This is a genomic window from Stenotrophomonas sp. MH181796 (assembly GCF_009659995.1).
In the GTDB taxonomy this organism is placed as follows: domain Bacteria; phylum Pseudomonadota; class Gammaproteobacteria; order Xanthomonadales; family Xanthomonadaceae; genus Stenotrophomonas; species Stenotrophomonas riyadhensis.
The window spans coordinates 49,579-71,002 of record NZ_RAHU01000005.1; the positions used below are offsets into that span (position 1 = coordinate 49,579).

Genomic DNA, 21,424 nt, shown 5'->3' on the forward strand with positions numbered 1-21,424 from the left:
CGACGTTCTCATTTTTTCGGGTAGTCTGTCCGGATACCCAGGGGGGATGATGCCTGTGTCGGGTCTGCGAAAGGCAATGCAGGGGGGACTGCTGAGCCTGGCCATGGTCCTGCTGGCCGGGACGGTGCGTGCGGCACCGGACCCGGTGCTGGTGCTGGGCCGGATCAGCGATGATCCCAAGGCGCACTACGAGCAGCTGCAGCCATTGCTGGACTACGTGGTGGCGCGCATGCATGACGTTGGCATCAAGGAGGGGAGGATCCTGATGGCACGTGATCCACAGCAGATGGCCAGCTATCTGCGGCGGGGGCGGGTCGACTGGGTCACGGAAACGTCGGGCACGGCGGTGGCGCTGGGCCAGCGCAGTGGCGCACGGCCCCTGCTGCTGACCGAGCGCAATGGCGTGCGCGAGTACCAGACGGTGTTCTTCGTGCGCAGCGACAGCCCGATCCAGCGCGTGCAGGATCTGCGCGGGCACCGCCTGGCGCTGCAGAACACGGCGTCCACCAGTGCCTACCTGGTGCCGGTGATGACCCTGCTGCAGCAAGGGTTGTCGCCGCAGATCCTGGCGGGTACGTGGGACATGCCAGGGCGGGACAGCGTGGGCTATGTGTTTGCGCGCAGCGAGCTGAACATCGCGACCTTCGTGCACAAGGGCGTGGTCGATGTGGGGGCGGTGAGCAGCGTGGACTGGAATGACGAGCGCCGGGTGCCGGCTGCGTTCCGCCGCGACTTCCGTGAGCTGCTGCGCACCGAACCCTATCCGCGTGCGGTGGAGATGGTCCGCGCCGACCTCGAGCCGCGGGTGCGTGATCGCCTGCAGGAAGTGCTGCTGCAGGCGGCCAGTGATCCACAGGCGCAGGGAGCGTTGCATCGTTTTTTTGGCACTTCCGGTTTCCACCGCGTCGATGCGCATGCGCAGCAGCGGTTGGATGAATTGAAACAAGGATTGACGCGCGTGCGGATGGAAGTGGAATGAAGTGGCTCGGCTCGGGGATGCAGGCCCGGTTCCTGCTGGCGATGGGCGGAGCAATGGTGGTGGTGGTGGCGATCCTGGCGGTGCTGCTGGGGCGCCAGACGGCCATGCAGGGTGAGGTGCGCAGCCTCAGTGGTGGTGTCATCCATGAACTGTTCGACCGCAGCGTGCGCAGCCGTGGCGAAGCGATGGCGCGCGAGTTGTCCGATTCGCTGGCCAATCCCCTGTACTACCGCGATCTGGACCAGGTCGGTGCGCTGGTACGCGGCACCGCGCGACAGCCGGTGGTGCGCTATGTGCTGGTGTTCGACGAACGTGGCCGGCTGGTGCATGACGGTTCGATCGAAGTATCCGGTTTCGGCCAGCCCATGGCCGATCCGCTGGCCCCCAGGGCCGCCGCTGCACAGGCGCTGGTGGTGCAGGAATCACCGAAGGTGCTCGACAACGCGATGCCGATCATGATCGGCAACCAGCGCATTGGCGGCGTCCGCGTCGGCATGGCGCTGGATGAGGTCCAGCAGCGCGAGCAGGCAGCCAACGCGACCCTGGGCGAACGCCTGCAGCAGGCGGGCAGCCGCCACCTGGGCTGGCTGCTGCTGATGCTGGGTCTGCTGGTGGTGATCGGTGTGGCCGTGATCCTGTATGTGCAGCGCACCCTGGTCGCACCGATCCGTGACCTGGCCGCGGCCGCACGGCGCATCGAAGCCGGTGACTACCAGGCGCCGCTGGCCGAGAACACGCGCGATGACGAGGTGGGCGAACTGGTGCGCGGCTTCGCCCGCATGCGCGATGCGATCGCCCGCCACGACCGCGAGGTCCGGCGCATGGCCTATACCGATGCATTGACTGGGTTGACCAATCGACTGGCGTTCCGCGAGGCCCTTGACCACCGGTTGATGGCCGCACGCGCGTCCAATCATCGGTTGGGCCTGCTGTTTGCCGACATCGACGACTTCAAGCGGGTCAACGATACCCTCGGCCATGAAGCCGGCGATGAGGCGTTGCTGCAGTTCGCCCAGCGTATCGGGCGCGCGGTCACCGAGGCCGGGGGCGACGAGGCCCTGCTGGCGCGTTTCGGCGGCGACGAGTTCGTGATCCTGGTCGGAGATGGCGACGTGGCGGCCAACGCACGGCTGCTGGCCGAGGTGCTGGTACGCGAGCTGGGCAAGCCGCTGGTGGTGCAGGGCCGGGAACTGTTCCTTGGCACCTCGATCGGCGTGACCCTGTTCCCGGACGATGCTGCCGATGCGACCACGCTGCTGAAGAACGGCGACATCGCCATGTACCAGGCGAAGATGGCCGGCAAGAACTGCTACCGCTACTACAGCCGGGCGATGGACCATGCGGTCGAGCGCCGCGTGCACATGGAACAGGAGCTGCGCGGGGCCTGGGAGCGTGGCGAGCTGCGTCTTGCCTACCAACCGATCTTCCGCATGCGTGACCGCCGCATGATCGGCGTCGAAGTGCTGTTGCGCTGGCAGCACCCCACCCTGGGCACGATTCCGCCGTCGGTGTTCATCGAAGTGGCCGAGCAGAGCGGGCTGATCGAGATCATCGGCCCGAAGGTGCTGCGTGCGGCCTGCATGGAGGCCGCGCAGTGGCCACGTGGGGCGGCCGGCGATGATCTGTTCGTGTCGGTCAACGTGTCACCGCGGCAGCTGCGTGGCGGCGAACTGCCGGCACTGGTCGCACAATGCCTGCATGAGTCCGGGCTGCCGGCGTCGCGCCTGCACCTGGAGCTGACCGAAACCGCCGTGATCGGCGACGAGATGGTTGCCGCGCAGCTGCTGGACAAGCTGCACCGCACCGGCGTGAAGGTCTGGCTGGACGATTTCGGTACCGGCTTCTCCGGGCTCAGTCATCTGCGCCAGGTGCCCGTGGACGGCGTGAAGATCGACAAGAGCTTTGTTGCGGACATGCAGCGTGATCCCGACGACCTGGCCCTGACCACGGCGATCATCGCAATGGCCCACGCGCTGGGCATCACGGTGGTGGCCGAAGGCATCGAACAGCAGGCGCAGTTCGAGCTGTTGGCGCAGCGCGGTTGCGATCTGGGCCAGGGTTATTGGCTGAGCCATCCGGTGACCGCCACTGAAGTGGTACGGATGATCGAGTCGGGTCTGTAGCCGGCAAAAAAAGGGGACGGAGGGAATTAAGTCGCTTGTGCATTTGCGACTTAATTCCCTCCGTCCCCTTTTTTGTTACACCGGGCGCTTGCTCGGGTCGCCGGGCAGTTCGCGCACCAGCTTCGGGATCAGATAGCCGGACAGGCGCGCGGTCAGGCCGGCAATCAGCGCCTTGGCCTGGCTGTCGTCCACTTCGAAGTGGGCCACGCCCTCGACCCGGTCCAGCTGGTGCAGGTAGTAGGGCAGCACGCCGGCGGCGAAGCTGCGCTCGCTCAGGTCCTGCAGGGCCTGCACGCTGTCGTTGACCCCGCGCAGCAGGACGGCCTGATTCAGCAGCTGGGCGCCGACGCCGCGCAGGCGGCCCATTGCCGCGTCCACGCTGGCGTCAAATTCGTTGGCATGGTTGGCATGGACCACGATCGCCAGCGGCCACGGCAGGCTGCCCAGCCAGGCCAGCAGCTCCTCGTCCACGCGCTCCGGCAGCACGATCGGCAGCCGGGTATGGATGCGCAGGCGGCGGAGATGCGGAATCGCGCGCAGGGCGTCGGTCAGCTCCACCAGCTTGTGCGTGGCCAGTGACAGCGGGTCACCGCCGGACAGGATCACTTCGTCAATGTCCGGGTCAGCGGCGATGGCGGCTACGGCCTCCTGCCAGCCGCCCTTGGCGGCGTTTTCCGCGCCATAGTCGAAGTGGCGGCGGAAGCAGTAGCGGCAGTTGATCGCGCAGCTGCCGGTGGCGACCAGCAGGGCGCGGCCACGGTACTTCTGGATGACGCCGGTGGCCTTCTTGGCGGCACCATCACCCACCGCATCGAAGCTGAACCCGGGTGCCGGGCGCATTTCCTCGTCGATCGGCAGCACTTGGCGCAGCAGCGGGTCGGCCGCATCGCCGGGGCGCATGCGGGCCACGAAGCCCTCCGGTACGCGCAGCGCGAACTGTGCCATGGCCGCCTCCGAGACGCCCAGCGCGGCCGGGTCCAGCTGCAGCCGGGCCAGCAGGGCGTGCGGGTCACGCAGCGCCTGGCGCCAGAGCTGCTGCCAGCGCGCGGGCGTACCTGGCGACTGGGGCCGTGGGAAGGCGGAAAGCTGCATGGAGAGGGGGCCTGCGGTTATCATGGGGGCAGAAAAACAGTCGCCCACCGGCATCCGGTGGGCTTTCCATTCTAACGGCTCGCCGCACCCGCGGCGTTTTTGCCACTCAGGAGTTTACGCATGGCCAGCTACGGCATGAACGACGTCAAGAACGGGATGAAGATCCTGGTCAACAACCAACCGGCCGTCATCATCGACACCGAATACGTCAAGCCGGGCAAGGGCCAGGCCTTCACCCGCGTGAAGTACCGCCTGATCAAGGACGGCCGTACCCAGGAAGTCACCATGAAGTCGACCGACTCGCTGGATGCAGCCGACGTCGTCGATACCGACATGAACTTCATGTACAGCGACGGCGAGTACTGGCACTTCATGGACCCGGAATCCTTCGAGCAGGTCCAGGCCACCAAGGCCGGCATGGGCGGCGCCGAGAAGTGGCTGAAGGGCGAAGAGTCCTGCGTGGTCACCCTGTGGAACGGTGAGCCGATCTTCGTGCAGCCGCCGAACTTCGTTGAACTGAAGATCACCGAAACCGATCCGGGCGTCCGTGGCGACACCTCGGGCGGCGGCGGCAAGCCGGCCACCCTGGAAACCGGCGCCGTGGTCCGCGTGCCGCTGTTCGTGAACCAGGACGAAGTGATCCGCGTCGACACCCGTTCGGGCGAATATTCCGCACGCGTCAAATAAGGTTCAGGCCGTAGGCCAACCTTACTGTAGTGCCGGCCGCTGGCCGGGTACGCGCCATCGCATTCGCGCTGGCGCTCCCATGATCTGCTTCGGCAGATCATGGGCCCCGCTTCACGAGTCTCCAGACCCCGCCGCTTCGCGGCAGCCCCTGACTCAGGGGCGTGTCCCCCAGAAGTATCTCGCCACCCCCAGCCAGTGAGCCCGCATGAGCGATAGCCCGCACCTCCCCGAAGCCTGCGACCTGCTCATCGAAGCCGGTTATGTCGTTCCGATCGAGCCGCATGCGGTGGTGCTGGAAGACCATGCCGTTGCCGTGCGTGGCAGTGAAATCGTGGCCATCCTGCCGCGTGCCGAGGCGCGCGCGCGGTTCCGCGCCACCCAGGTGGTCAGTCGCCCCGAGGCTGCGCTGATGCCGGGCCTGGTCAACGCGCACACGCACAACCCGATGACGCTGCTGCGTGGCGTCGCCGACGACCTGCCGCTGATGACCTGGCTGCAGCAGCACATCTGGCCGGTGGAAGCGGCGGTGATCGGCCCCGAATTCGTTGCCGACGGCACCACCCTGGCCATCGCCGAGATGCTGCGCGGCGGTACCACCTGTGCCAACGAGAACTACTTCTTCGGCGACGTGCAGGCCGCGGTCTACAAGAAGCACGGTTTCCGCGCACTGGTGGGCGCGGTCATCATCGATTTCCCCACCGCCTGGGCCAAGACCGACGACGAATACTTCGCCAAGGCCGGTGAACTGCACGACCAGTGGCGCACCGATCCGCTGATCGGCACCGCGTTCGCACCGCATGCGCCGTACACGGTCAACGATGCCAACTTCGAGCGGGTGCGGATGCTGTCCGACCAGCTCGACATGCAGGTGCACCTGCACACCCACGAGACCGCGCAGGAGATCAACGATTCGATCAAGCTGCACGGCCAGCGCCCGCTGGCGCGGCTGGATCGGCTCGGCCTGGTCAACGACCGCCTGATCGCGGTGCACATGACCCAGCTGACCGATGCGGAAATCCACCTGTGCGCCGAGCGCGGCGTCAGCGTGGTGCACTGCCCGGAATCGAACCTGAAGCTGGCCTCCGGTTTCTGCCCGGCCTGCGCCCTGCAGCGCGCCGGCGTGAACCTGGCGATCGGCACCGATGGCTGCGCCAGCAACAACGACCTGGACATGTTCAGCGAGAACCGCACCGCGGCGATCCTGGCCAAGGCCGTGGCCGACGATGCCACCGCGCTCGACGCGGCGACCACGCTGCGCGCCTCCACCCTGGGTGGCGCCCGCGCACTGGGCTTCGGCGACCGCATCGGTTCCATCGAAGTCGGCAAGCAGGCCGACCTGGTCTGCGTCGACCTGTCCGCGCTGGAAACCCAGCCGCTGCACAACGTGCTGTCGCAGCTGGTGTATGCCACCGGCCGCCAGCAGGTCAGCGACGTCTGGATTGCCGGCAAGCCGAAGCTGGTGCAGCGCGAGTTGGTCGGCATGGACCTGCCGGGCATCATCGCCAACGCGCGCCAGTGGCGCGAGCGCATCCGTCATATCCGCGCCTGAACCCCGGCGCCGCAAGGACTCCCTCATGACTGCCCCCCACGCTTCCTCCAATTTCGATCAGGCCGAGCTGGACAAGTTCGCCGCACTGGCCAACCGCTGGTGGGACGCTGACGGCCCGCAGAAGCCGCTGCATGCGCTGAACCCGGTGCGCCTGCAGTACGTGGCCGATCGCGTGCCGCTGCGCGGTGCGCGCGTGCTCGACATCGGTTGTGGTGGTGGCCTGTTGAGTGAAGCACTGGCGCAGGCCGGGGCTGACGTCACCGCCATCGACCTGGCCCCGGAACTGGTCAAGGTCGCGCGCCTGCATGCGCTGGAAAGCGGCGCCAAGGTCGATTACCGGGTGCAGGCTGCCGAAGATCTGGCCGCCGAGCAGCCGGGCAGCTTCGATGTGGTCACCTGCATGGAAATGCTCGAACACGTGCCCGATCCGGGCGCGATCATCGAGGCCTGCAAGCGCCTGCTGAAGCCGGGCGGTCACCTGTTCCTGTCGACCATCAACCGCACCGCCGCCGCCTTCGCGGTGGCGATCGTCGGCGCCGAGTACGTGGCGCGGCTGCTGCCCAAGGGCACGCACCACTACCAGGAATTCATCAAGCCGGCCGAGCTGGCGCGCTGGCTGCGCGAGGCCGACATGCAACTGGTGGATGTCAGTGGCATGGCCTACGAGCCGTGGCGCAACCATGCGCGCCTGAGCAGCCGTACCGACATCAACTACCTGGCCTACGCGGTCAAGCCGGCATGACCGCGGCCCGCTTCCCGCGTGCGGTGCTGTTCGATCTGGATGGCACGCTGCTGGACAGTGCACCGGACTTCGTCGCCACCTGCGACGCGATGCTGGCCGAGCGCGGCCGCGCACCCATCGATCCGGCCGCGCTGCGCCCGGTGGTGTCGAAGGGCTCGCGGGCGATGGTCTCGGCTGCGTTCCCGGAACTGGACGTAGCCGCACGTGACGCGCTGATCCCGGAATTCCTGCAGCGCTACGAAGCATTGATCGGCCAGCACGCGGTGCTGTTCGATGGCGTGGCCGGCATGCTCGCCGCGTTGGACGACGCCGGTACAGTGTGGGGCATTGTCACCAACAAGCCTGAATACCTGGCGCGCTTGATCCTGCCGCAGCACGGCTGGCAGCAGCGCTGTGCGGTGCTGGTCGGTGGTGACAGCCTGGCCGAACGCAAGCCGCATCCGCTGCCGCTGCTGCACGCCGCACAGGCGATCGGCATCGCCGCCGAAGACTGCGTGTACGTGGGCGACGACGAGCGCGACATCATCGCGGCACGTGCCGCCGCCATGCCGTCGGTGGCGGCGCTGTGGGGCTACCGCCTGCACAGCGACGATCCGCTGGCCTGGCAGGCCGACGTGCTGGTCGAGAACGCCGAACTTCTGCAACTGGCCAGTCTCTGGCCGACCCGGCCGGCAGCCCCGGCCCAGCCGTAAGGAATCACGTAGTGAGCAGTACCGCGCTGGACAGTTTCCTCGACAAGTGGCGCAGCCGTTGGCCGGAATGGTCGGTGGCCGCCCCGTTCGTGGCCGAATCGCAACGCGAGCTTGCGGTGGCGTGGTTCGCGCTGCTGCAGGAATTCGACGACATGCTCAACACAAGCGGCGACCCGTTGCCGGCCGACGCCAAGCTGGCATGGTGGGGCGAGGAGCTGCGCAGCTGGGCCGCGCATCGTTCGCGCCATCCGCTGGGCCGCCTGCTGGAGCCGGTGCGTGCGCCGTGGGCGCAGCTGGCCGAAGCGCTGCCGGATCTGGTTGAAGCGCGCACGGTCGCGCTGGATGCGGCCGGCGCCGAGCGCGCGCTGGCCCATTACGCTGAAGCCGTGGCTGCGGTGGAGGCCGCCCTGTTCGCTGACAAGCCGCGCACCGGCGCCGGCCGTGCGGTGCAGCTGCAGACCCTGGCCCAGCGCCTGCAGGATGCCGGCGTAGCCGGTGTGCCGCGCAGCCTGCTGGACGGTGATGCCAGCACGGCCGCACAGCGCTGGGCGCAGCATCTGTTGAAGGGCTGGGGCAGCCGCGTGCCCGGCCCGCGCCCGCGCCGCGTGTGGTCCAGCCTGGCGCGTGCACGCCTTGCCGCGCAGGCGGCAGGCAAGCCGATCGAAGCCACGCCGGTACGCACCCTGCTGCGTGTGTGGTGGGCTGCGCGCGGCTGATCGATTGCCGTGGTAGTGCCGGCCGCTGGCCGACAGCCAGGGCGATGCAGGATTCATGGGGTTGCCGGCCAGCGGCCGGCACGACCGCCCCCTGGCGTCTCAGAATGTCCTGGCCTCGTTCATTGCTTCGCGCAGTACGTCGCGCTGCAGCGGCATCGTGCCCAGTGTGCGCTTCGCTTCCACGGCATCGATGATGCCCATCCACGCCATGTAGATCTGCTCGCGTTCCTCGGTTTCGATGAAGCCGCTGCGGCGATCCAGTGCGTTGAAGCCTTCGGTGTACTGGCGGCCGATCTGTGCCAGCGCCGTGGTCAATTCGGTTGTGCCGGCGTCAGCCGTCGTCACCTTCAGCGCCTCGGTGTACGCCTTGCGATAGAGCGCCGCCGCCTTGCCTGCCTGCGCGGCGCTGATGTGCGCGCTGCCGTCCCAGTCGCGGAACGGGTTGTCCAGGTTGGCGGCCAGCCATTCGGCCTTGCGCAGTTGTCCCACGTCCAGATCCAGGCCTCTTGCTGCCTCGCCCTTGTAGGCCTTCCTGATGGCGGTGCCAAGGTCGGCCGGTAGGCTGTGCAGCCACAGCCGGCACAAGCGCGGCCAGCATTCCGGTGCCGGAAACACCGAACCAGCAGGCGGAAAGAGATCGCTGCCGCTGAGGGTATGCAGCTGCTGCAGATCGCCGAGGCACTGCAGCTGATGCAGCAGGCAGGGGGCGCCGTTGATCGCGAGCGATTGCAGTTGCGGGAACTGCTGGGCGATGCGTGCGGCGTCGAGTTCGCGTACCTCCCGCAGCTGCAGCTCACCGAGCTGCGCCAGGCCCAGGTCTGGCAGCAGCGGATCGGTGCTGATGAGGGTCAGCCAGCGGCCCTCGTCCTCGGCGTGGATGATCAGCGCGGGATCGATGCTGCCGATCAGCGTCAGGCGATCCAGCTGCGGGTTGAGGTGGAGCGAGCGCAGGCCGGTGACATCGATCGTCATCTGCAGGAGCCTGGTTCCTCGCACATCGACCTCAGTCTCCTGCTGGCCACTGATCTGCAAGGTATGGATCAACGGCCGTGTACGCAGCCACGGCAGCAGGCCCGGCACCGGTGTGCTGATCTCCAGCTGGGTGAGCAGCGGCAGGGCATCGAATACAGACAGTGACGGCGCACGGTTCAGGGTCGCGCTGTCCAGTTGGCGGGTACAGCGACGCACCGGAAAGGCATCGCTTTCCAGTACCACGCTCTGGTCTTGCGGCGCGGACATCGCGGCGTGGAATTCGCGCACGGCATCGGTATCCAGTGCATCCCACTTGCGTTGCCCGACCCATTCGGCGCCATCGGGCCAGCTGCCATAAGTCCTCGGACGATCGGCGATCAGCGGCTCGCGCCAGCCCACCTGCCGGAAATCGCGCGGGACGCGCTTGCCTACCCAGCGGTGCAGGATCGCGGGCGCCGCACGGAACGGGCTGAAGCGGGCAGGTTGCATGGCTGCAACGGCGGCGGCATCCGGCAGGGCACTGCCCACCCAGTCCAGTGCCAGGATGGCGAAGCTGCCGTCCTCCGTACTCTGGTGGGTGAGCTGGTAGGCCACGTGGGCGCCCAGGCGTGCGTTGTGGACGACGTGGATATCTCCCGTAGCGGGCATGCAACGTTCCTTGTTTCCATGCGTCGAAACATCACGGTAGCGCCGGCCGCTGGCCGGCATCCAGATTCGCCGCGAAGATCATGGGGTTGCCGGCCAGCGGCCGGCACGACCGTTATTTGCGTTCCAGCACCAGCAGCGGATCGATTCGGGTATCGAACCAGTTCATGCCCCAGTGCAGGTGCGGGCCGGTGGCACGGCCGGTGGCGCCGACCGCAGCGATCACCTGGCCCTGTTCCACACGGTCGCCGACCTTCACGTCGATGCGCGACAGGTGCAGGAAGTTGGAGCTGACCCCGAAACCGTGGTCGAGCAGCAGGGTGCCGCCGGTCAGGTACAGGTCGGGGCCGGCGAAGGTGACGATGCCGGCGGCCGGCGCCTTCACTGGCGTGCCGGTCGGTACCGCGATGTCCATGCCGGAATGACCGGCACCGGGCTGTCCGTTGTACACGCGTGCGTTGCCGAAGCGGCCGCTGATGCGGCCCTGCACCGGCCAGATGAAGGTCTGGGTGAAGTCGGTACGGTCGTCATCGCGGGCACGCGCGGCGGTCACCTGTGCTTGTTCGCGCTTGATCCGCTCGGCAATCGCCGGCGGCGGGTTGACCGTCTTCGGCGGCACGCCGTTGACCCGCTCGGTGGGCCAGTCGCGCGGGGTCACCGCAATGGTCGCGGTCTCGCTGCCACCATCAGGGCGTTGCACCTGCACGCGCAGCGGACCCTTCTCGTCGCGGCCGATGCCGAACACCACGCTGCCATAGCCGCTCACCCGCAGTTGGCGGCCGGCGTACTGCACGCGGCTGCCGGCGGGCACCTTGCCGATCACCAGCGCGCCCTGCGACGCGCTGGCCGGGAACACCACGCGGCTGTCGATCAGGCTGCCGATGCCGTCCTGTGCCTGCGCCGACGGTGCGGTGAACAGGGGCGCGGCCAGCAGCAGCGCCCCGATCAGAAGTGCGGAGCGCATCAGCGGTCGTAGGTCATGCGCTGGCCGGCCGGCTCGCCAACGAGCTTGCTGCCGTCCCACACCCGCTGGCCGTTGACCCAGGTGGAGGCCACGCGCGAACGGAAGGTCGTGCCTTCGAACGGCGACCAGCCGCACTTGGACAGCACGTCTTCGCGCTTGACCGTGAACGGCACGTCCTCGACCAGGACCAGATCGGCGAAGTAACCCTCGCGCAGGAAGCCGCGCTCCTCGACGTCGAACAGCTGTGCCGGCGCATGCGCGAACTTCTGCACCACCTGCTCGCGGGTCAGCTTGCCTTCGTGCACGCGTTCCAGCGCGGCCACCAGCGCGTACTGCACCAGCGGCAGGCCCGACGGTGCCTGCGCGTACGGCTTCTGCTTCTCTTCCCAGGTGTGCGGCGCGTGGTCGGTGGCCAGTACGTCCAGCACGTCGTCGGCCAGCGCAGCGGTGATCGCTTCGCGGTCGGACACTTCCTTGATCGCCGGGTTGCACTTGATCAGGTTGCCCTTGGTCGCATAGTCCGGGCGCGCGAAATGCAGGAAGTGCACGCAGGTTTCGGCGGTGATCTGCTTGCGGCTGCCGTCGGCGCGGATCAGCGGACCCTTCTCGAACAGCGCCAGTTCGTCGGCGGTGGAGATGTGCAGCACGTGCAGGCGGGTGCCGTGCTTGCGCGCCAGCGACATCGCCAGGCGGGTCGACTTGATGCAGGCCTCGCGCGAGCGGATGTCCGGGTGCATGTCCGGGGTCAGCGCGTCGCCGTACTTCTCCTGGAAGGCCTTGAGGTTGGCATCGATCATCGGCGTGTCTTCGCAGTGCGTGATGATCGGGGTCGGGCATTCGCGGAAGATCGCGTCCAGCGTTTCCGGGTTGTCGACCAGCATGTTGCCGGTCGAAGCACCCATGAACACCTTCACGCCGGGCGCCTTCTTCGGGTCCAGCGCACGGATCGCTTCCAGGTTGTCATTGCTGGCGCCGTGGTAGAAGCCGTAGTTGGCCCAGGCGCGGCCGCGCGCGAGCTCGTACTTGGCTTCCAGGATGGTCGAATCCAGCGTCGGCGGGTTGGTGTTGGGCATGTCCATGAAGCTGGTCAGGCCACCGGCCACGGCCGCTGCCGATTCGCTGGCGATGTCGCCCTTGTGGGTCAGGCCCGGCTCGCGGAAGTGCACCTGGTCGTCGATCATGCCGGGAAGCAGCCAGCGCCCGGCCGCGTCCACCACCTGTTCGCCGTCGCGCGGCGCCAGCCCGCTGCCGATCTGCGCGATACGGCCGTTCTCGATGCGCAGGTCGCCGTCGAAGGTGCGGCCTTCGTTGACCATGCGGGCGTTGGTGATGAGGGTGGAGGACATGTCAGTGTTTTCCTGTGCAACGGCAAGAGGGGGCGTTGGGAGACTCGGGCACGGGGTCGAAGCCGCCAGGATGGAACGGATGGCAGCGGCCCAGCCGGCGCGCAGCCAGCCAGCTGCCGCGCAGCGGGCCGTGCCGCGAGATGGCGTCCATCGCGTATTCAGAACAGCTCGGCACGAAACGGCAGCGTGGCCCCAGCAAGGGGCTGATGAAGCGCTTGTAGAAGCGCAGCAGGGCGATGAGCAGGCGCGAGATCACCCAGTCATCTTATGCCAGTTGGCATGAAGGCCGCATTTGTGCAGGATGGGCCGTTGGTCGCATGTCGCCGATGGCCTGCGACCGGTACCAGTACCTTCGGGTGCTGGCCAGGTTCCGTACCGCGCAAGGCGGTCCGTGTTCGTCGGACTGCCCCTTGGGCGCCTTGACTCCAGGACTGAATGGAGCAGGGTGCCGAGGTTGCTGCTGCGGGTCGGGTAGGCTATAAAGGCCCGCTTTCCCGGGCCCCGGGGAATCCAAGGAAGAGCGTTTCGTGGCTGCTAAAAAAACTGCAAAGAAGGCCGCAACGGCCGCCAAGAAAACCGCCAAGCCTGTTGTGAAGAAGTTGGCGGCAAAGCCCGTTGCCAGGAAACCGGCCAGCAAGCCGGCGACCAAGGCAGCATCCTCGCAACCGGCGGCCAGGAAGGCCACCGCAAAGAAAACGCCGGTCAAGGCAACCAAGCCGGTGGCGAAGAAGGCCGCCGCGCCGGCCAAGGCCAAACCTGCCGTTGCCAGCAAGAAGGCGCCGGTGGTGAAGAAGGCTGCCAGCAAGGCCGCGCCGGTGAAGAAGGCCGCCGCCAAGCCGGTAGCGAAGAAGGCAGCAGCCAAGCCGGCGCCGAAGGCGGTGGTGAAGAAGGCTGCGGTCAAGCCGGTTGCCAAGCCTGCAGCGAAGAAGGTTGCTGCGGCTAAACCGGCGGCCACGCCTGCCGCTGTAAAGAAAGTCACCAAGAATGTTGCCGCGCCGGCCGCAAAGCCGACCCCGGCCCCCGTAGTGAAGTCCGCACCGAAGCCTGCCCCCAAGCCGGCTCCGGCCAAGCCTGTCCCGGCCAAGACCGTGGCAGTGGCAGCAGCCCAACCGGCCCCCAAGCCGGCCCCGGCCGCCGCTCCTGCTGCTTCGAAGGCCCCGCAATCCAAGAATCCCGTGCCCGTTTCGAAATCGCCTGCCAAAACCGCCGTGAAATCCGATTCCGCCCCGAAGACCGTGTCGCGCCCTGTCGGCAAGGTTGCCGTGGCCGTCGCCGCCCGCTCGGCGGCACCGGCCCCGCGCAGCAAGTACAAGGTGGTCGAATACAAGACCGACGAGGCCACCGGCCGCCCGATCCTGCCGGCTGGCTACAAGCCGTCCTCGGAAGAGGAATACATGAGCCCGCTGCAGCAGGAATATTTCCGTCAGCGCCTGCAGAACTGGCGTGCGGACCTGGTGGAAGAGTCCAAGCAGACCATCGAGAACCTGCGCGAGGAAGTGCGTGACATCGGCGACGAAGCCGAGCGTGCGACCCGCGAGACCGAGAACTCGCTGGAACTGCGTACCCGTGACCGCTACCGCAAGCTGATCGGCAAGATCGACAGCACCCTGAAGCGCCTGGAAGCCGGCGACTACGGTTACTGCGTCGACACCGGCGAAGAAATCGGCCTGGAGCGCCTTGAAGCGCGCCTGACCGCCGAGCGCACCATCGACGCCCAGGAGCGTTGGGAGCACCTGCAGAAGCAGCAGGGCGACTGATTCCTGATCGTTGTCTGGTCATGCGAAAAACCCGGCCTCGGCCGGGTTTTTTGTTGGGTGTGGTTGGCTGGGTAGAACGGCGCCTTCCAGGTATAGGAGGGAGCCTGCGGGTGGGGCCGGGCAGGACACGCTGCAAGTACATCCCTGTAAGCTCGGCCGCGGCATCCATGCCGCGGACGGTCCTGCGTGCGCTCGCGGCTGTTGGGTCCGCCTTGTAGCGAGCCGAGCACCGCAGGAGAATCAGGGGCGAAGAGGCGCCGCTGTTCGAGCGCAGCGAGTTCGGCGCCGTCCCCTGATTCACCGAGGAGCACAGGGCACCGGCGCGCAGCGCCGGCTCGCGGATGGCGGCGCGTTTCTTTTGGTTACTTTTCTTTTCGCGCGAAAAGAAAAGTGACACCCCACCGCGGTCGCGGAAAGAGCCCGCCGGGCATGGCCCGGCGCTACCGGCGCGTGGGCGCACGGAAATACGCAGCCGAGCATGGGCTCGGCTCTACAGGCTCACTGCAGGTCGCGAAGATTCAGCTTCCGCAATGTCGGGTTCTTCCACGCCGTGATCCCGGCCACGCTCAGCACCGCGAACCCGCCCAGCACCACCGCCGGCACCAGGCCGAGCAGCTTCGCCATCGTGCCGGCATAGAACGCGCCCAGTTCGTTGGACGAACTGATGAAGATGCCGTTGATCGACGACACCCGGCCGCGCATTTCTTCCGGCGTGGCCAGCTGCAGGATGGTCGAGCGGATCACCACCGAGACGCCGTCGAAGGCCCCGTAGAACAGCAGGATCAGCGCGGACAGCCAGAAGTGCTGCGACAGCCCGAAGCCGATCACGCACAGGCCGAAGCCGGCCACCGCGAACAGCAGCACGCGGCCGGCATTGCGTTGCAGCGGGTGGCGCGCCAGCCACAGGCCAACGCAGACCGAGCCCAGCGCCGGCATTGCGCGCAGGATGCCCAGGCCTTCCGGGCCGTGGTGCAGGATCTCGTGCAGGAACGCCGGCAGCATCGCCACCACGCCGCCCAGCAGTACCGAGAACATGTCCAGCGCCATCGCCCCGACCATGATCCGGTTGCCGACCACGAAGCGCGCGCCTTCAGCGATGCTCTTGAAGATCGGGGCGGCCGGGCCGGTATGCACCGGTTCTTCCACCTTCAGCGTGGCCAGGCAGGCCATCGCCACCAGCGCGAAGCCCGTGGCCACCGCGTAGGACAGGCCCTTGCCGCCGAAGCCGACCAGCACGCCGCCCAATGCCGGGCCGGCCACCATGCCGGCCTGGAACACCACGGCGCCGAGGCCAGCGCCACGTGCGAACTGGTCACGGGCCAGCACGCGGGCGAACAGTGCGTTGTAGATTGGCGACAGGAAGGCGCGGACCATGCCGGTCAGCGCAATGGCCGCATAGATCGGCCACACGCCTTCGAACGGCAGCCAGCCCTTGGCCACGCCGGTCAACACCAGCGCGGTGGCGATCAACCCGGAGCAGGCGACCATGCCGAGCCGGCGGCGCGGCAGGTGGTCGACCAGATAACCAGCGAACGGCGCGACGCAGAAGAACGGCAGTACCTCGGCCAGGCCAACCAGGCCCAGCGAGAACGGATTGCGGGTGACTTCGTAGATGTGCCAGCCGACGGTGACCGCGACCACCTGGTAGGACAGCATCGCGAAGATGCGGTAGGCCAGCAGCTTGGCAAAACCGGGCCGGGACAGCAGCCCCAGCGCAGTGTCTTCGGCCGTGGCGGGTTCGCTCACGACGGGTCGCGCTGCAGCTGGGCCTGCGCGGTCTCGCGGATGAAGGCCAGCATCGCCGCCACGCCGTTGCTGCGGGTGGGCGAGAGGTGGCGGGCCAGGCCGATGTCCTGGATGTAGCTGGGCTCGGTATCCAGGATCTCCTGCGCCGAGCGCCCGGAGTACACGCGCAGGGCCAGGAAGATCAGGCCGGAAACGATGGCCGAATCACTGATGGCGTGGAAGCGCAGCGACTGCGCATTGCCTTCCGGCACGATCCAGACCATCGACTGGCAGCCGAGCAGGCGGTGCTCCTCGGTCTTCCATTCGTCCGGGAAGGCGGGCAGCTTGCGGCCGAGGTCGATTAGGTACTGGTAGCGCTCGGACCAGTCGCCGAAGAAGCCGAATTCCTCGGCGATGGCGGTCTGGGCCTCGGCGGCGGTGGGTTCAAGCGGGAACGGGGAGTCAGTCACAACAGTCTCTACAGTGGAGCGTGGCCGGCGGACCGGCCACGGGGCAGGGTGGTCAGCCGCGCTTGCGCGACCAGCGCACGCCCTGCGGGGTGTCTTCCAGCACGATGCCTTCGGCCGCCAGCTGGTCGCGGATGGCGTCGGAACGGGCGAAATCGCGCGCCTGCTTGGCGGCGGCACGCTCGTCGATCAGGCCCTGGATGCGGGCATCTTCGCCGTCATCGCTGGCCGCGGTGCCGAACCACTGCGCCGGATCGGCCTGCAGCAGGCCCAGGGCCAGGCCGGCACCGAGCAGCTCGCCCTTCAGGCGCGCCTGTTCGGCCGGGTCGGTGGCCCGGCGTGCATCTGCGGCGATGCGGGCCACTTCGGCCAGTGCCTGCGGGGTGTTCAGGTCGTCATCCAGGGTCGCCTCGACTGTGGCCGGGATCGCCACGACGGCCTCGACCGACGCCAGCTCGCGCAGCGTGCCGTACAGGCGGTCCAGGGTGCGCACCGACTGCTCGATGAGGCCATCGGACCAGTCCAGCGGCTGCCGGTAGTGGGCCGACAGCAGGGCCAGGCGCAGCGCTTCCGGCGGGTGCTGGCGGACCAGGTCGTGCACGCGTTCGATGTTGCCCAGCGACTTGCTCATCTTGGCGCCGCCGAAGTTGAGCATGCCGTTGTGCAGCCAGAAGCGGGCGAAGATCTTGCCGCCGTGGGCGCACTCGCTCTGCGCAAGCTCGTTCTCGTGGTGCGGGAACTGCAGGTCGACGCCGCCGGCATGGATGTCGATGGTCTCGCCCAGGTGGGCGGCGGCCATCGCCGAGCACTCGATGTGCCAGCCCGGGCGGCCACGGCCCCAGGGAGACGCCCAGCCAGGGAGGTCGTCGCTGGACGGCTTCCACAGCACGAAATCGCCCGGGTCGCGCTTGTACGGGGCCACGTCGACGCGGGCGCCGGCCAGCATCTCTTCCGGGTCGCGGCGCGAGAGCTTGCCGTAGCCTTCGAAGCTGGCCACCGCGAACAGCACGTGGCCTTCGGCGGCGTAGGCATGACCATTGGCGATCAGCTGCTCGATCATGGTGATGATCTGCGGAATGTGCGCGGTCACTTCCGGCTCGATGTCCGGCGGCACCACGCCCAGCGCGGCCATGTCTTCACGGTAGGCGGCGGCGAACCTGTCGGTGATGGTGCTGATCGGCACGCCCTGCTCACGCGCGGCGTTGTTGATCTTGTCGTCCACGTCGGTGATGTTGCGCGCGTAGCGCAGCGCGCCGAAACGGCGCCGCAGCAGGTCGGCCAGCACCCCGAACACCACTGGGCCACGGGCGTTGCCGATGTGCACGTAGTTGTAGACCGTCGGGCCGCACACATACAGGGTCGGACAGGCCGGGTCGAGCGGGGTGAACGGTTCGAGCTGGCGAGTCAGGTTGTTGTGCAGGCGCAGGGTCATGGGGCTGTGGCTGGGGGACAAGCCTGTGATTTTAGAACGTGTCGGCCCCCTTTGGGGGCACCCATTGCCACCGGTGGACGCCAGCTCCACCCGGGGTGGGGTGGGCAGGAGCGGCGCGGACGGGTAATGTTCAGCCCCTTGCGCTCGCCACTGCCTACACTATTGCCGTGTCCTTGCTCCCGTCGCCAATGAAATCCACCGCGTTGCTGACCCTGGCCTGCCTGTCGGCGACGGCTTCCGTGGCCCAGGCGCAGGAGGCCGAGCCGCGCAACCGGGTGGTGATCGTCGAGAACGTGAAGTTCGACTATGCGCAGGTGCTGAACGTCGAGCCGGTGTTCCAGACCCTGCGCGCGACGCGGACCGAAGAGCACTGCGAGCCGATCTCGACCCGGACCCTGGCCCCGGTCAATGTCACCGGTGAAGAGCCGGTCGAGGACAAGGGACGGATCAGCCGCTTCTGGGACTCGGTGCGCTCGATGTTCAAGCGCAGCGATGAAGAGGTCTCCGAGGAGACTGCCGTCGAGACGCCGGCGCCAGCGCCGGCCAACAACGGCCCGATGCTGACCCGCGACTGCCGCATCGTGCCGGTGGGGCGTGAGTTCCGCCGGCCCATCGCCTACGACGTGGACTACGTCTACAAGGGCACCAAGTACCGCTCGCGGCTGCCGGAAGACCCTGGCAACCGGCTGAAGATCCGGGTGTCGATCACCCCCTGGGTCGGCCCCGAGCAGGGTACAGCCAGCAATCCCTGATTCTGCGACCCCGGCCCCTTGCGCCGGCCCCGGCCGCATGCAAAGATGGATGACCATGAAGCTCACCGACTTCCAGCACGACAGCAGCGCAGCCCGACAGGCGTCGGGCATGACCTCGCGTGCGCGTCGACCGGAACCCCACATCCTCGCTGGGTAACCGGAGCTTTTTGCTGTTCGTCCGAAAAAAACCCAGCCCGCCGGCTGGGTTTTTTCGTTTTCGCGCTTCAAAAATGCATGTTCTGAAAGCTGCAACTGCAACCTTTTCGTTCCACCTTTGGTTCCTGTTTTCCCTTCCACCGCGTCGAACCCGGCGCCGCCACGCAAGGAAAGATGATGTCCCCCAAGCACTTCCTGAACACCCAGGACTGGAGCCGCAGCGATCTCGACGCGCTGCTGACCCAGGCCGCGCTGTTCAAGCGCAACAAGCTCGGCGACCAGCTCAAGGGCAAGTCGATCGCGCTGGTGTTCTTCAATCCGTCCATGCGCACCCGCACCAGCTTTGAACTGGGTGCGTTCCAGCTGGGTGCCCACGCGGTGGTGCTGCAGCCGGGCAAGGATGCGTGGCCGATCGAGTTCAACCTCGGCACGGTGATGGACGGCGATACCGAAGAGCACATCGCTGAAGTGGCCAAGGTGCTGGGCCGTTACTGCGACATCATCGCCGTGCGCGCGTTCCCCAAGTTCATCGACTGGGCCTACGACCGCCAGGACATCGTCCTCAACAGCTTCGCCAAGTACTCGCCGGTGCCGGTCATCAACATGGAGACCATCACCCATCCGTGCCAGGAGCTGGCCCACATCATGGCCCTGCAGGAGCACTTCGGCACCCAGGACCTGCGTGGCAAGAAGTACGTGCTGACCTGGACCTACCACCCCAAGCCGCTGAACACCGCAGTCGCCAACTCGGCGCTGACCATCGCCACCCGCATGGGCATGGACGTGACCCTGCTGTGTCCGACCGCCGACTACATCCTCGACGACCGCTACATGGGCTGGGCCGAGCAGAACGTGGCCGAGAGCGGCGGCTCGCTGAAGATCAGCCATGACATCGACAGCGCCTACGCCGGTGCCGACGTGGTCTACGCCAAGAGCTGGGGCGCGCTGCCGTTCTTCGGCAACTGGGAACCGGAAAAGCCGATCCGCGACCAGTTCAAGCACTTCATCGTGGACGAGCGGAAGATGGCGCTGACCAACAACGGTGTGTTCAGCCACTGCCTGCCGCTGCGCCGCAACGTGAAGGCGACCGACGCGGTGATGGATTCGCCGCAGTGCATCGCCATCAACGAAGCCGAGAACCGCCTGCACGTGCAGAAGGCGATCATGGCGGCGGTTGCCGGGCGCTGAATCAAACAAGGGGTAGAGCCGACCGTTGGTCGGCTGCTCCCGCAGCGGCGCATCCAACATTTCAGCCGACCAGCGGTCGGCTCTACCGAATTCCCATCCCCCAAGTGGACCTGATCCCCATGAGCAACAAAGACGTCGTTCTCGCCTTCTCCGGCGGCCTGGATACCAGCTTCTGCGTGCCGTACCTGCAGGAGCGCGGCTACAACGTGCACACCGTGTTCGCCGACACCGGCGGCGTGGATGATGAAGAGCGTGATTTCATCGAGAAGCGCGCCGCCGAGCTGGGCGTGGCCAGCCATGTCACCGTCAACGGTGGCCCAGCCATCTGGGAAGGCTTCGTCAAGCCGTTCGTGTGGGCCGGTGAGGGCTACCAGGGCCAGTACCCGCTGCTGGTCTCGGACCGCTACCTGATCGTCGATGCCGCGCTGAAGCGTGCCGCCGAACTGGGCACCAACATCATCGCCCACGGCTGCACCGGCATGGGCAACGACCAGGTCCGCTTCGACCTGGCCGTGAAGGCACTGGGCGACTACCAGATCATCGCGCCGATCCGCGAGATCCAGAAGGAACACACCCAGACCCGCGCCTACGAGCAGAAGTACCTGGAAGAGCGCGGCTTCGGCGTGCGTGCCAAGCAGCAGGCCTACACCATCAACGAGAACCTGCTGGGCCTGACCATGTCCGGCGGCGAGATCGACCGCTGGGAAGCCCCGGGCGAGGGCGCCCGCGGCTGGTGCGCACCGCGCAGCGAGTGGCCGGAACAGGCGCTGACCGTGACCCTGAAGTTCGTTGAGGGCGAAGCCGTCGAACTGAACGGCAAGGCGCTGCCGGGCGACCAGATCCTGGCCCAGCTCAACAAGCTGTTCGCCCCCTACGGTGTTGGCCGCGGCGTCTACACCGGTGACACCGTGATCGGTCTGAAGGGTCGCATCGTGTTCGAGGCCCCGGGCCTGGTGTCGCTGCTGGCCGCGCATCGCGCGCTGGAAGACGCCGTGCTGACCAAGCAGCAGAACCGCTTCAAGCCGGACGTGGCGCGCAAGTGGGTGGAGCTGGTGTACGAAGGCTTCTACCACGACCCGCTGAAGACCGACATCGAGGCCTTCCTGAAGTCCTCGCAGGCCAAGGTCAATGGCGAAGTGGTGCTGGAAACCCGCGGCGGCCGCGTCGATGCAGTGGCGGTGAAGTCGCCGCACCTGCTCAACACCAAGGGCGCCACCTACGCGCAGTCGGCCGACTGGGGCGTGGAGGAGGCTGAGGGCTTCATCAAGCTGTTCGGCATGAGCTCCACTGTCTATGCGCAGGTCAATCGCGGTTGACCTGTGACGGGGGTGCCGGCCGCTGGCCGGCGCCTCGCAACGTCAATGGAGGGTAGTGCCGGCCGCTGGCCGGCTCGTGGCACGGCTGGATCATTGCGGAGCCGGCCAGCGGCCGGCACTACCG

19 protein-coding genes are annotated in these 21,424 nt (G+C 67.3%); 11 read left to right on the forward strand and 8 right to left on the reverse strand.

Annotated elements, in window-relative coordinates; translation table 11 throughout:
• Positions 1-46 precede the first annotated feature (46 nt).
• A complete protein-coding gene (locus D5301_RS13200) occupies positions 47-979 on the forward strand; it encodes a phosphate/phosphite/phosphonate ABC transporter substrate-binding protein (RefSeq protein WP_110712931.1) in 933 nt (310 codons plus the stop codon).
• Positions 976-3,102 (forward strand): EAL domain-containing protein, encoded by a 2,127-nt coding sequence (locus tag D5301_RS13205; RefSeq protein WP_110712930.1) that lies wholly within the window; start codon positions 976-978, stop codon positions 3,100-3,102. Before D5301_RS13200 ends, D5301_RS13205 begins: the two co-directional genes overlap by 4 nt.
• A gap of 75 nt (positions 3,103-3,177) precedes the next feature.
• On the opposite strand, the gene epmB is transcribed toward D5301_RS13205, so the two are convergent.
• Complete coding sequence (gene epmB, locus D5301_RS13210) at positions 3,178-4,218, reverse strand: EF-P beta-lysylation protein EpmB (protein ID WP_153855927.1); 1,041 nt, start codon at positions 4,216-4,218, stop codon at positions 3,178-3,180.
• 96 nt (positions 4,219-4,314) lie between these two features.
• On the opposite strand from epmB, the gene efp reads away from it, so the two are divergent.
• The 5 genes from efp (at position 4,315) to D5301_RS13235 (ending at position 8,580) form a co-directional block, all read left to right on the forward strand.
• Complete coding sequence (gene efp / locus D5301_RS13215; RefSeq protein WP_005410381.1) at positions 4,315-4,881, forward strand: elongation factor P; 567 nt, start codon at positions 4,315-4,317, stop codon at positions 4,879-4,881.
• Positions 4,882-5,086: 205 nt separating this feature from the next.
• Positions 5,087-6,430, forward strand: coding sequence for a TRZ/ATZ family hydrolase (locus D5301_RS13220; RefSeq protein WP_014037873.1), 1,344 nt, complete (start codon positions 5,087-5,089; stop codon positions 6,428-6,430).
• Positions 6,431-6,455: 25 nt separating this feature from the next.
• The gene (ubiG, locus tag D5301_RS13225) at positions 6,456-7,172 is read left to right on the forward strand and encodes a bifunctional 2-polyprenyl-6-hydroxyphenol methylase/3-demethylubiquinol 3-O-methyltransferase UbiG (RefSeq protein WP_014037872.1); all 717 of its coding nucleotides are present in this window, start codon (positions 6,456-6,458) and stop codon (positions 7,170-7,172) included.
• A complete protein-coding gene (locus D5301_RS13230) occupies positions 7,169-7,864 on the forward strand; it encodes a phosphoglycolate phosphatase (RefSeq protein WP_110712927.1) in 696 nt (231 codons plus the stop codon). Before ubiG ends, D5301_RS13230 begins: the two co-directional genes overlap by 4 nt.
• Positions 7,865-7,875: 11 nt before the next feature.
• A complete protein-coding gene (locus D5301_RS13235) occupies positions 7,876-8,580 on the forward strand; it encodes a squalene/phytoene synthase family protein (protein WP_049423927.1) in 705 nt (234 codons plus the stop codon).
• Positions 8,581-8,679: 99 nt separating this feature from the next.
• On the opposite strand, the gene D5301_RS13240 is transcribed toward D5301_RS13235, so the two are convergent.
• From D5301_RS13240 to yidD, 4 genes are all read right to left on the reverse strand, one after another.
• Positions 8,680-10,200 (reverse strand): gliding motility protein, encoded by a 1,521-nt coding sequence (locus D5301_RS13240; RefSeq protein ID WP_153855928.1) that lies wholly within the window; start codon positions 10,198-10,200, stop codon positions 8,680-8,682.
• Positions 10,201-10,312: 112 nt separating this feature from the next.
• Positions 10,313-11,161, reverse strand: a complete 849-nt coding sequence (locus D5301_RS13245; protein WP_049401255.1) for a M23 family metallopeptidase — start codon at positions 11,159-11,161, stop codon at positions 10,313-10,315.
• On the reverse strand, positions 11,161-12,507 hold the full coding sequence (locus tag D5301_RS13250; RefSeq protein ID WP_110712924.1) for a dihydroorotase: 1,347 nt from the start codon (positions 12,505-12,507) through the stop codon (positions 11,161-11,163). Before D5301_RS13250 ends, D5301_RS13245 begins: the two co-directional genes overlap by 1 nt.
• 1 nt (position 12,508) lies before the next feature.
• The gene (yidD, locus tag D5301_RS13255; protein ID WP_014037867.1) at positions 12,509-12,763 is read right to left on the reverse strand and encodes a membrane protein insertion efficiency factor YidD; all 255 of its coding nucleotides are present in this window, start codon (positions 12,761-12,763) and stop codon (positions 12,509-12,511) included.
• Between the two features lie 271 nt (positions 12,764-13,034).
• Between yidD and dksA the strand changes: the two genes are divergently transcribed.
• Positions 13,035-14,264 (forward strand): RNA polymerase-binding protein DksA, encoded by a 1,230-nt coding sequence (dksA, locus tag D5301_RS13260; RefSeq protein WP_110712923.1) that lies wholly within the window; start codon positions 13,035-13,037, stop codon positions 14,262-14,264.
• 498 nt (positions 14,265-14,762) lie between these two features.
• On the opposite strand, the gene D5301_RS13265 is transcribed toward dksA, so the two are convergent.
• Genes D5301_RS13265 through cysS form a run of 3 tightly spaced genes read right to left on the reverse strand, consistent with a single transcriptional unit; the run spans position 14,763 to position 17,888 of the window.
• Positions 14,763-16,010 carry an MFS transporter gene (locus tag D5301_RS13265; protein WP_324187320.1) on the reverse strand — a complete coding sequence of 416 codons (1,248 nt, stop codon included), beginning with the start codon at positions 16,008-16,010 and terminating at the stop codon, positions 14,763-14,765.
• Positions 16,007-16,459 carry a SufE family protein gene (locus D5301_RS13270; protein ID WP_005410372.1) on the reverse strand — a complete coding sequence of 151 codons (453 nt, stop codon included), beginning with the start codon at positions 16,457-16,459 and terminating at the stop codon, positions 16,007-16,009. Before D5301_RS13270 ends, D5301_RS13265 begins: the two co-directional genes overlap by 4 nt.
• A 52-nt stretch (positions 16,460-16,511) precedes the next feature.
• On the reverse strand, positions 16,512-17,888 hold the full coding sequence (gene cysS / locus D5301_RS13275; protein ID WP_110712921.1) for a cysteine--tRNA ligase: 1,377 nt from the start codon (positions 17,886-17,888) through the stop codon (positions 16,512-16,514).
• A gap of 188 nt (positions 17,889-18,076) precedes the next feature.
• Between cysS and D5301_RS13280 the strand changes: the two genes are divergently transcribed.
• The 3 genes from D5301_RS13280 to D5301_RS13290 all read left to right on the forward strand — a co-directional run bounded on the left by D5301_RS13280 (position 18,077) and on the right by D5301_RS13290 (position 21,300).
• A complete protein-coding gene (locus tag D5301_RS13280) occupies positions 18,077-18,640 on the forward strand; it encodes a hypothetical protein (RefSeq protein ID WP_153856130.1) in 564 nt (187 codons plus the stop codon).
• 333 nt (positions 18,641-18,973) lie between these two features.
• Positions 18,974-19,984, forward strand: a complete 1,011-nt coding sequence (locus tag D5301_RS13285; RefSeq protein WP_014037861.1) for an N-acetylornithine carbamoyltransferase — start codon at positions 18,974-18,976, stop codon at positions 19,982-19,984.
• Between the two features lie 119 nt (positions 19,985-20,103).
• The gene (locus tag D5301_RS13290; RefSeq protein ID WP_005414009.1) at positions 20,104-21,300 is read left to right on the forward strand and encodes an argininosuccinate synthase; all 1,197 of its coding nucleotides are present in this window, start codon (positions 20,104-20,106) and stop codon (positions 21,298-21,300) included.
• The last annotated feature ends 124 nt before the right edge of the window (positions 21,301-21,424 follow it).

Coding starts and splice junctions, on each gene's coding strand:
- D5301_RS13245 (WP_049401255.1), bottom strand. CDS start 11,161: ATGCGCTCCGCACTTCTGATCGGGGCGCTGCTGCTGGCCGCGCCCCTG.
- ubiG (WP_014037872.1), top strand. CDS start 6,456: ATGACTGCCCCCCACGCTTCCTCCAATTTCGATCAGGCCGAGCTGGAC.
- D5301_RS13290 (WP_005414009.1), top strand. CDS start 20,104: ATGAGCAACAAAGACGTCGTTCTCGCCTTCTCCGGCGGCCTGGATACC.
- cysS (WP_110712921.1), bottom strand. CDS start 17,888: ATGACCCTGCGCCTGCACAACAACCTGACTCGCCAGCTCGAACCGTTC.
- epmB (WP_153855927.1), bottom strand. CDS start 4,218: ATGATAACCGCAGGCCCCCTCTCCATGCAGCTTTCCGCCTTCCCACGG.
- D5301_RS13205 (WP_110712930.1), top strand. CDS start 976: ATGAAGTGGCTCGGCTCGGGGATGCAGGCCCGGTTCCTGCTGGCGATG.
- D5301_RS13280 (WP_153856130.1), top strand. CDS start 18,077: ATGAAATCCACCGCGTTGCTGACCCTGGCCTGCCTGTCGGCGACGGCT.
- D5301_RS13285 (WP_014037861.1), top strand. CDS start 18,974: ATGTCCCCCAAGCACTTCCTGAACACCCAGGACTGGAGCCGCAGCGAT.
- D5301_RS13230 (WP_110712927.1), top strand. CDS start 7,169: ATGACCGCGGCCCGCTTCCCGCGTGCGGTGCTGTTCGATCTGGATGGC.
- D5301_RS13250 (WP_110712924.1), bottom strand. CDS start 12,507: ATGTCCTCCACCCTCATCACCAACGCCCGCATGGTCAACGAAGGCCGC.
- efp (WP_005410381.1), top strand. CDS start 4,315: ATGGCCAGCTACGGCATGAACGACGTCAAGAACGGGATGAAGATCCTG.
- D5301_RS13200 (WP_110712931.1), top strand. CDS start 47: ATGATGCCTGTGTCGGGTCTGCGAAAGGCAATGCAGGGGGGACTGCTG.
- D5301_RS13240 (WP_153855928.1), bottom strand. CDS start 10,200: ATGCCCGCTACGGGAGATATCCACGTCGTCCACAACGCACGCCTGGGC.
- D5301_RS13220 (WP_014037873.1), top strand. CDS start 5,087: ATGAGCGATAGCCCGCACCTCCCCGAAGCCTGCGACCTGCTCATCGAA.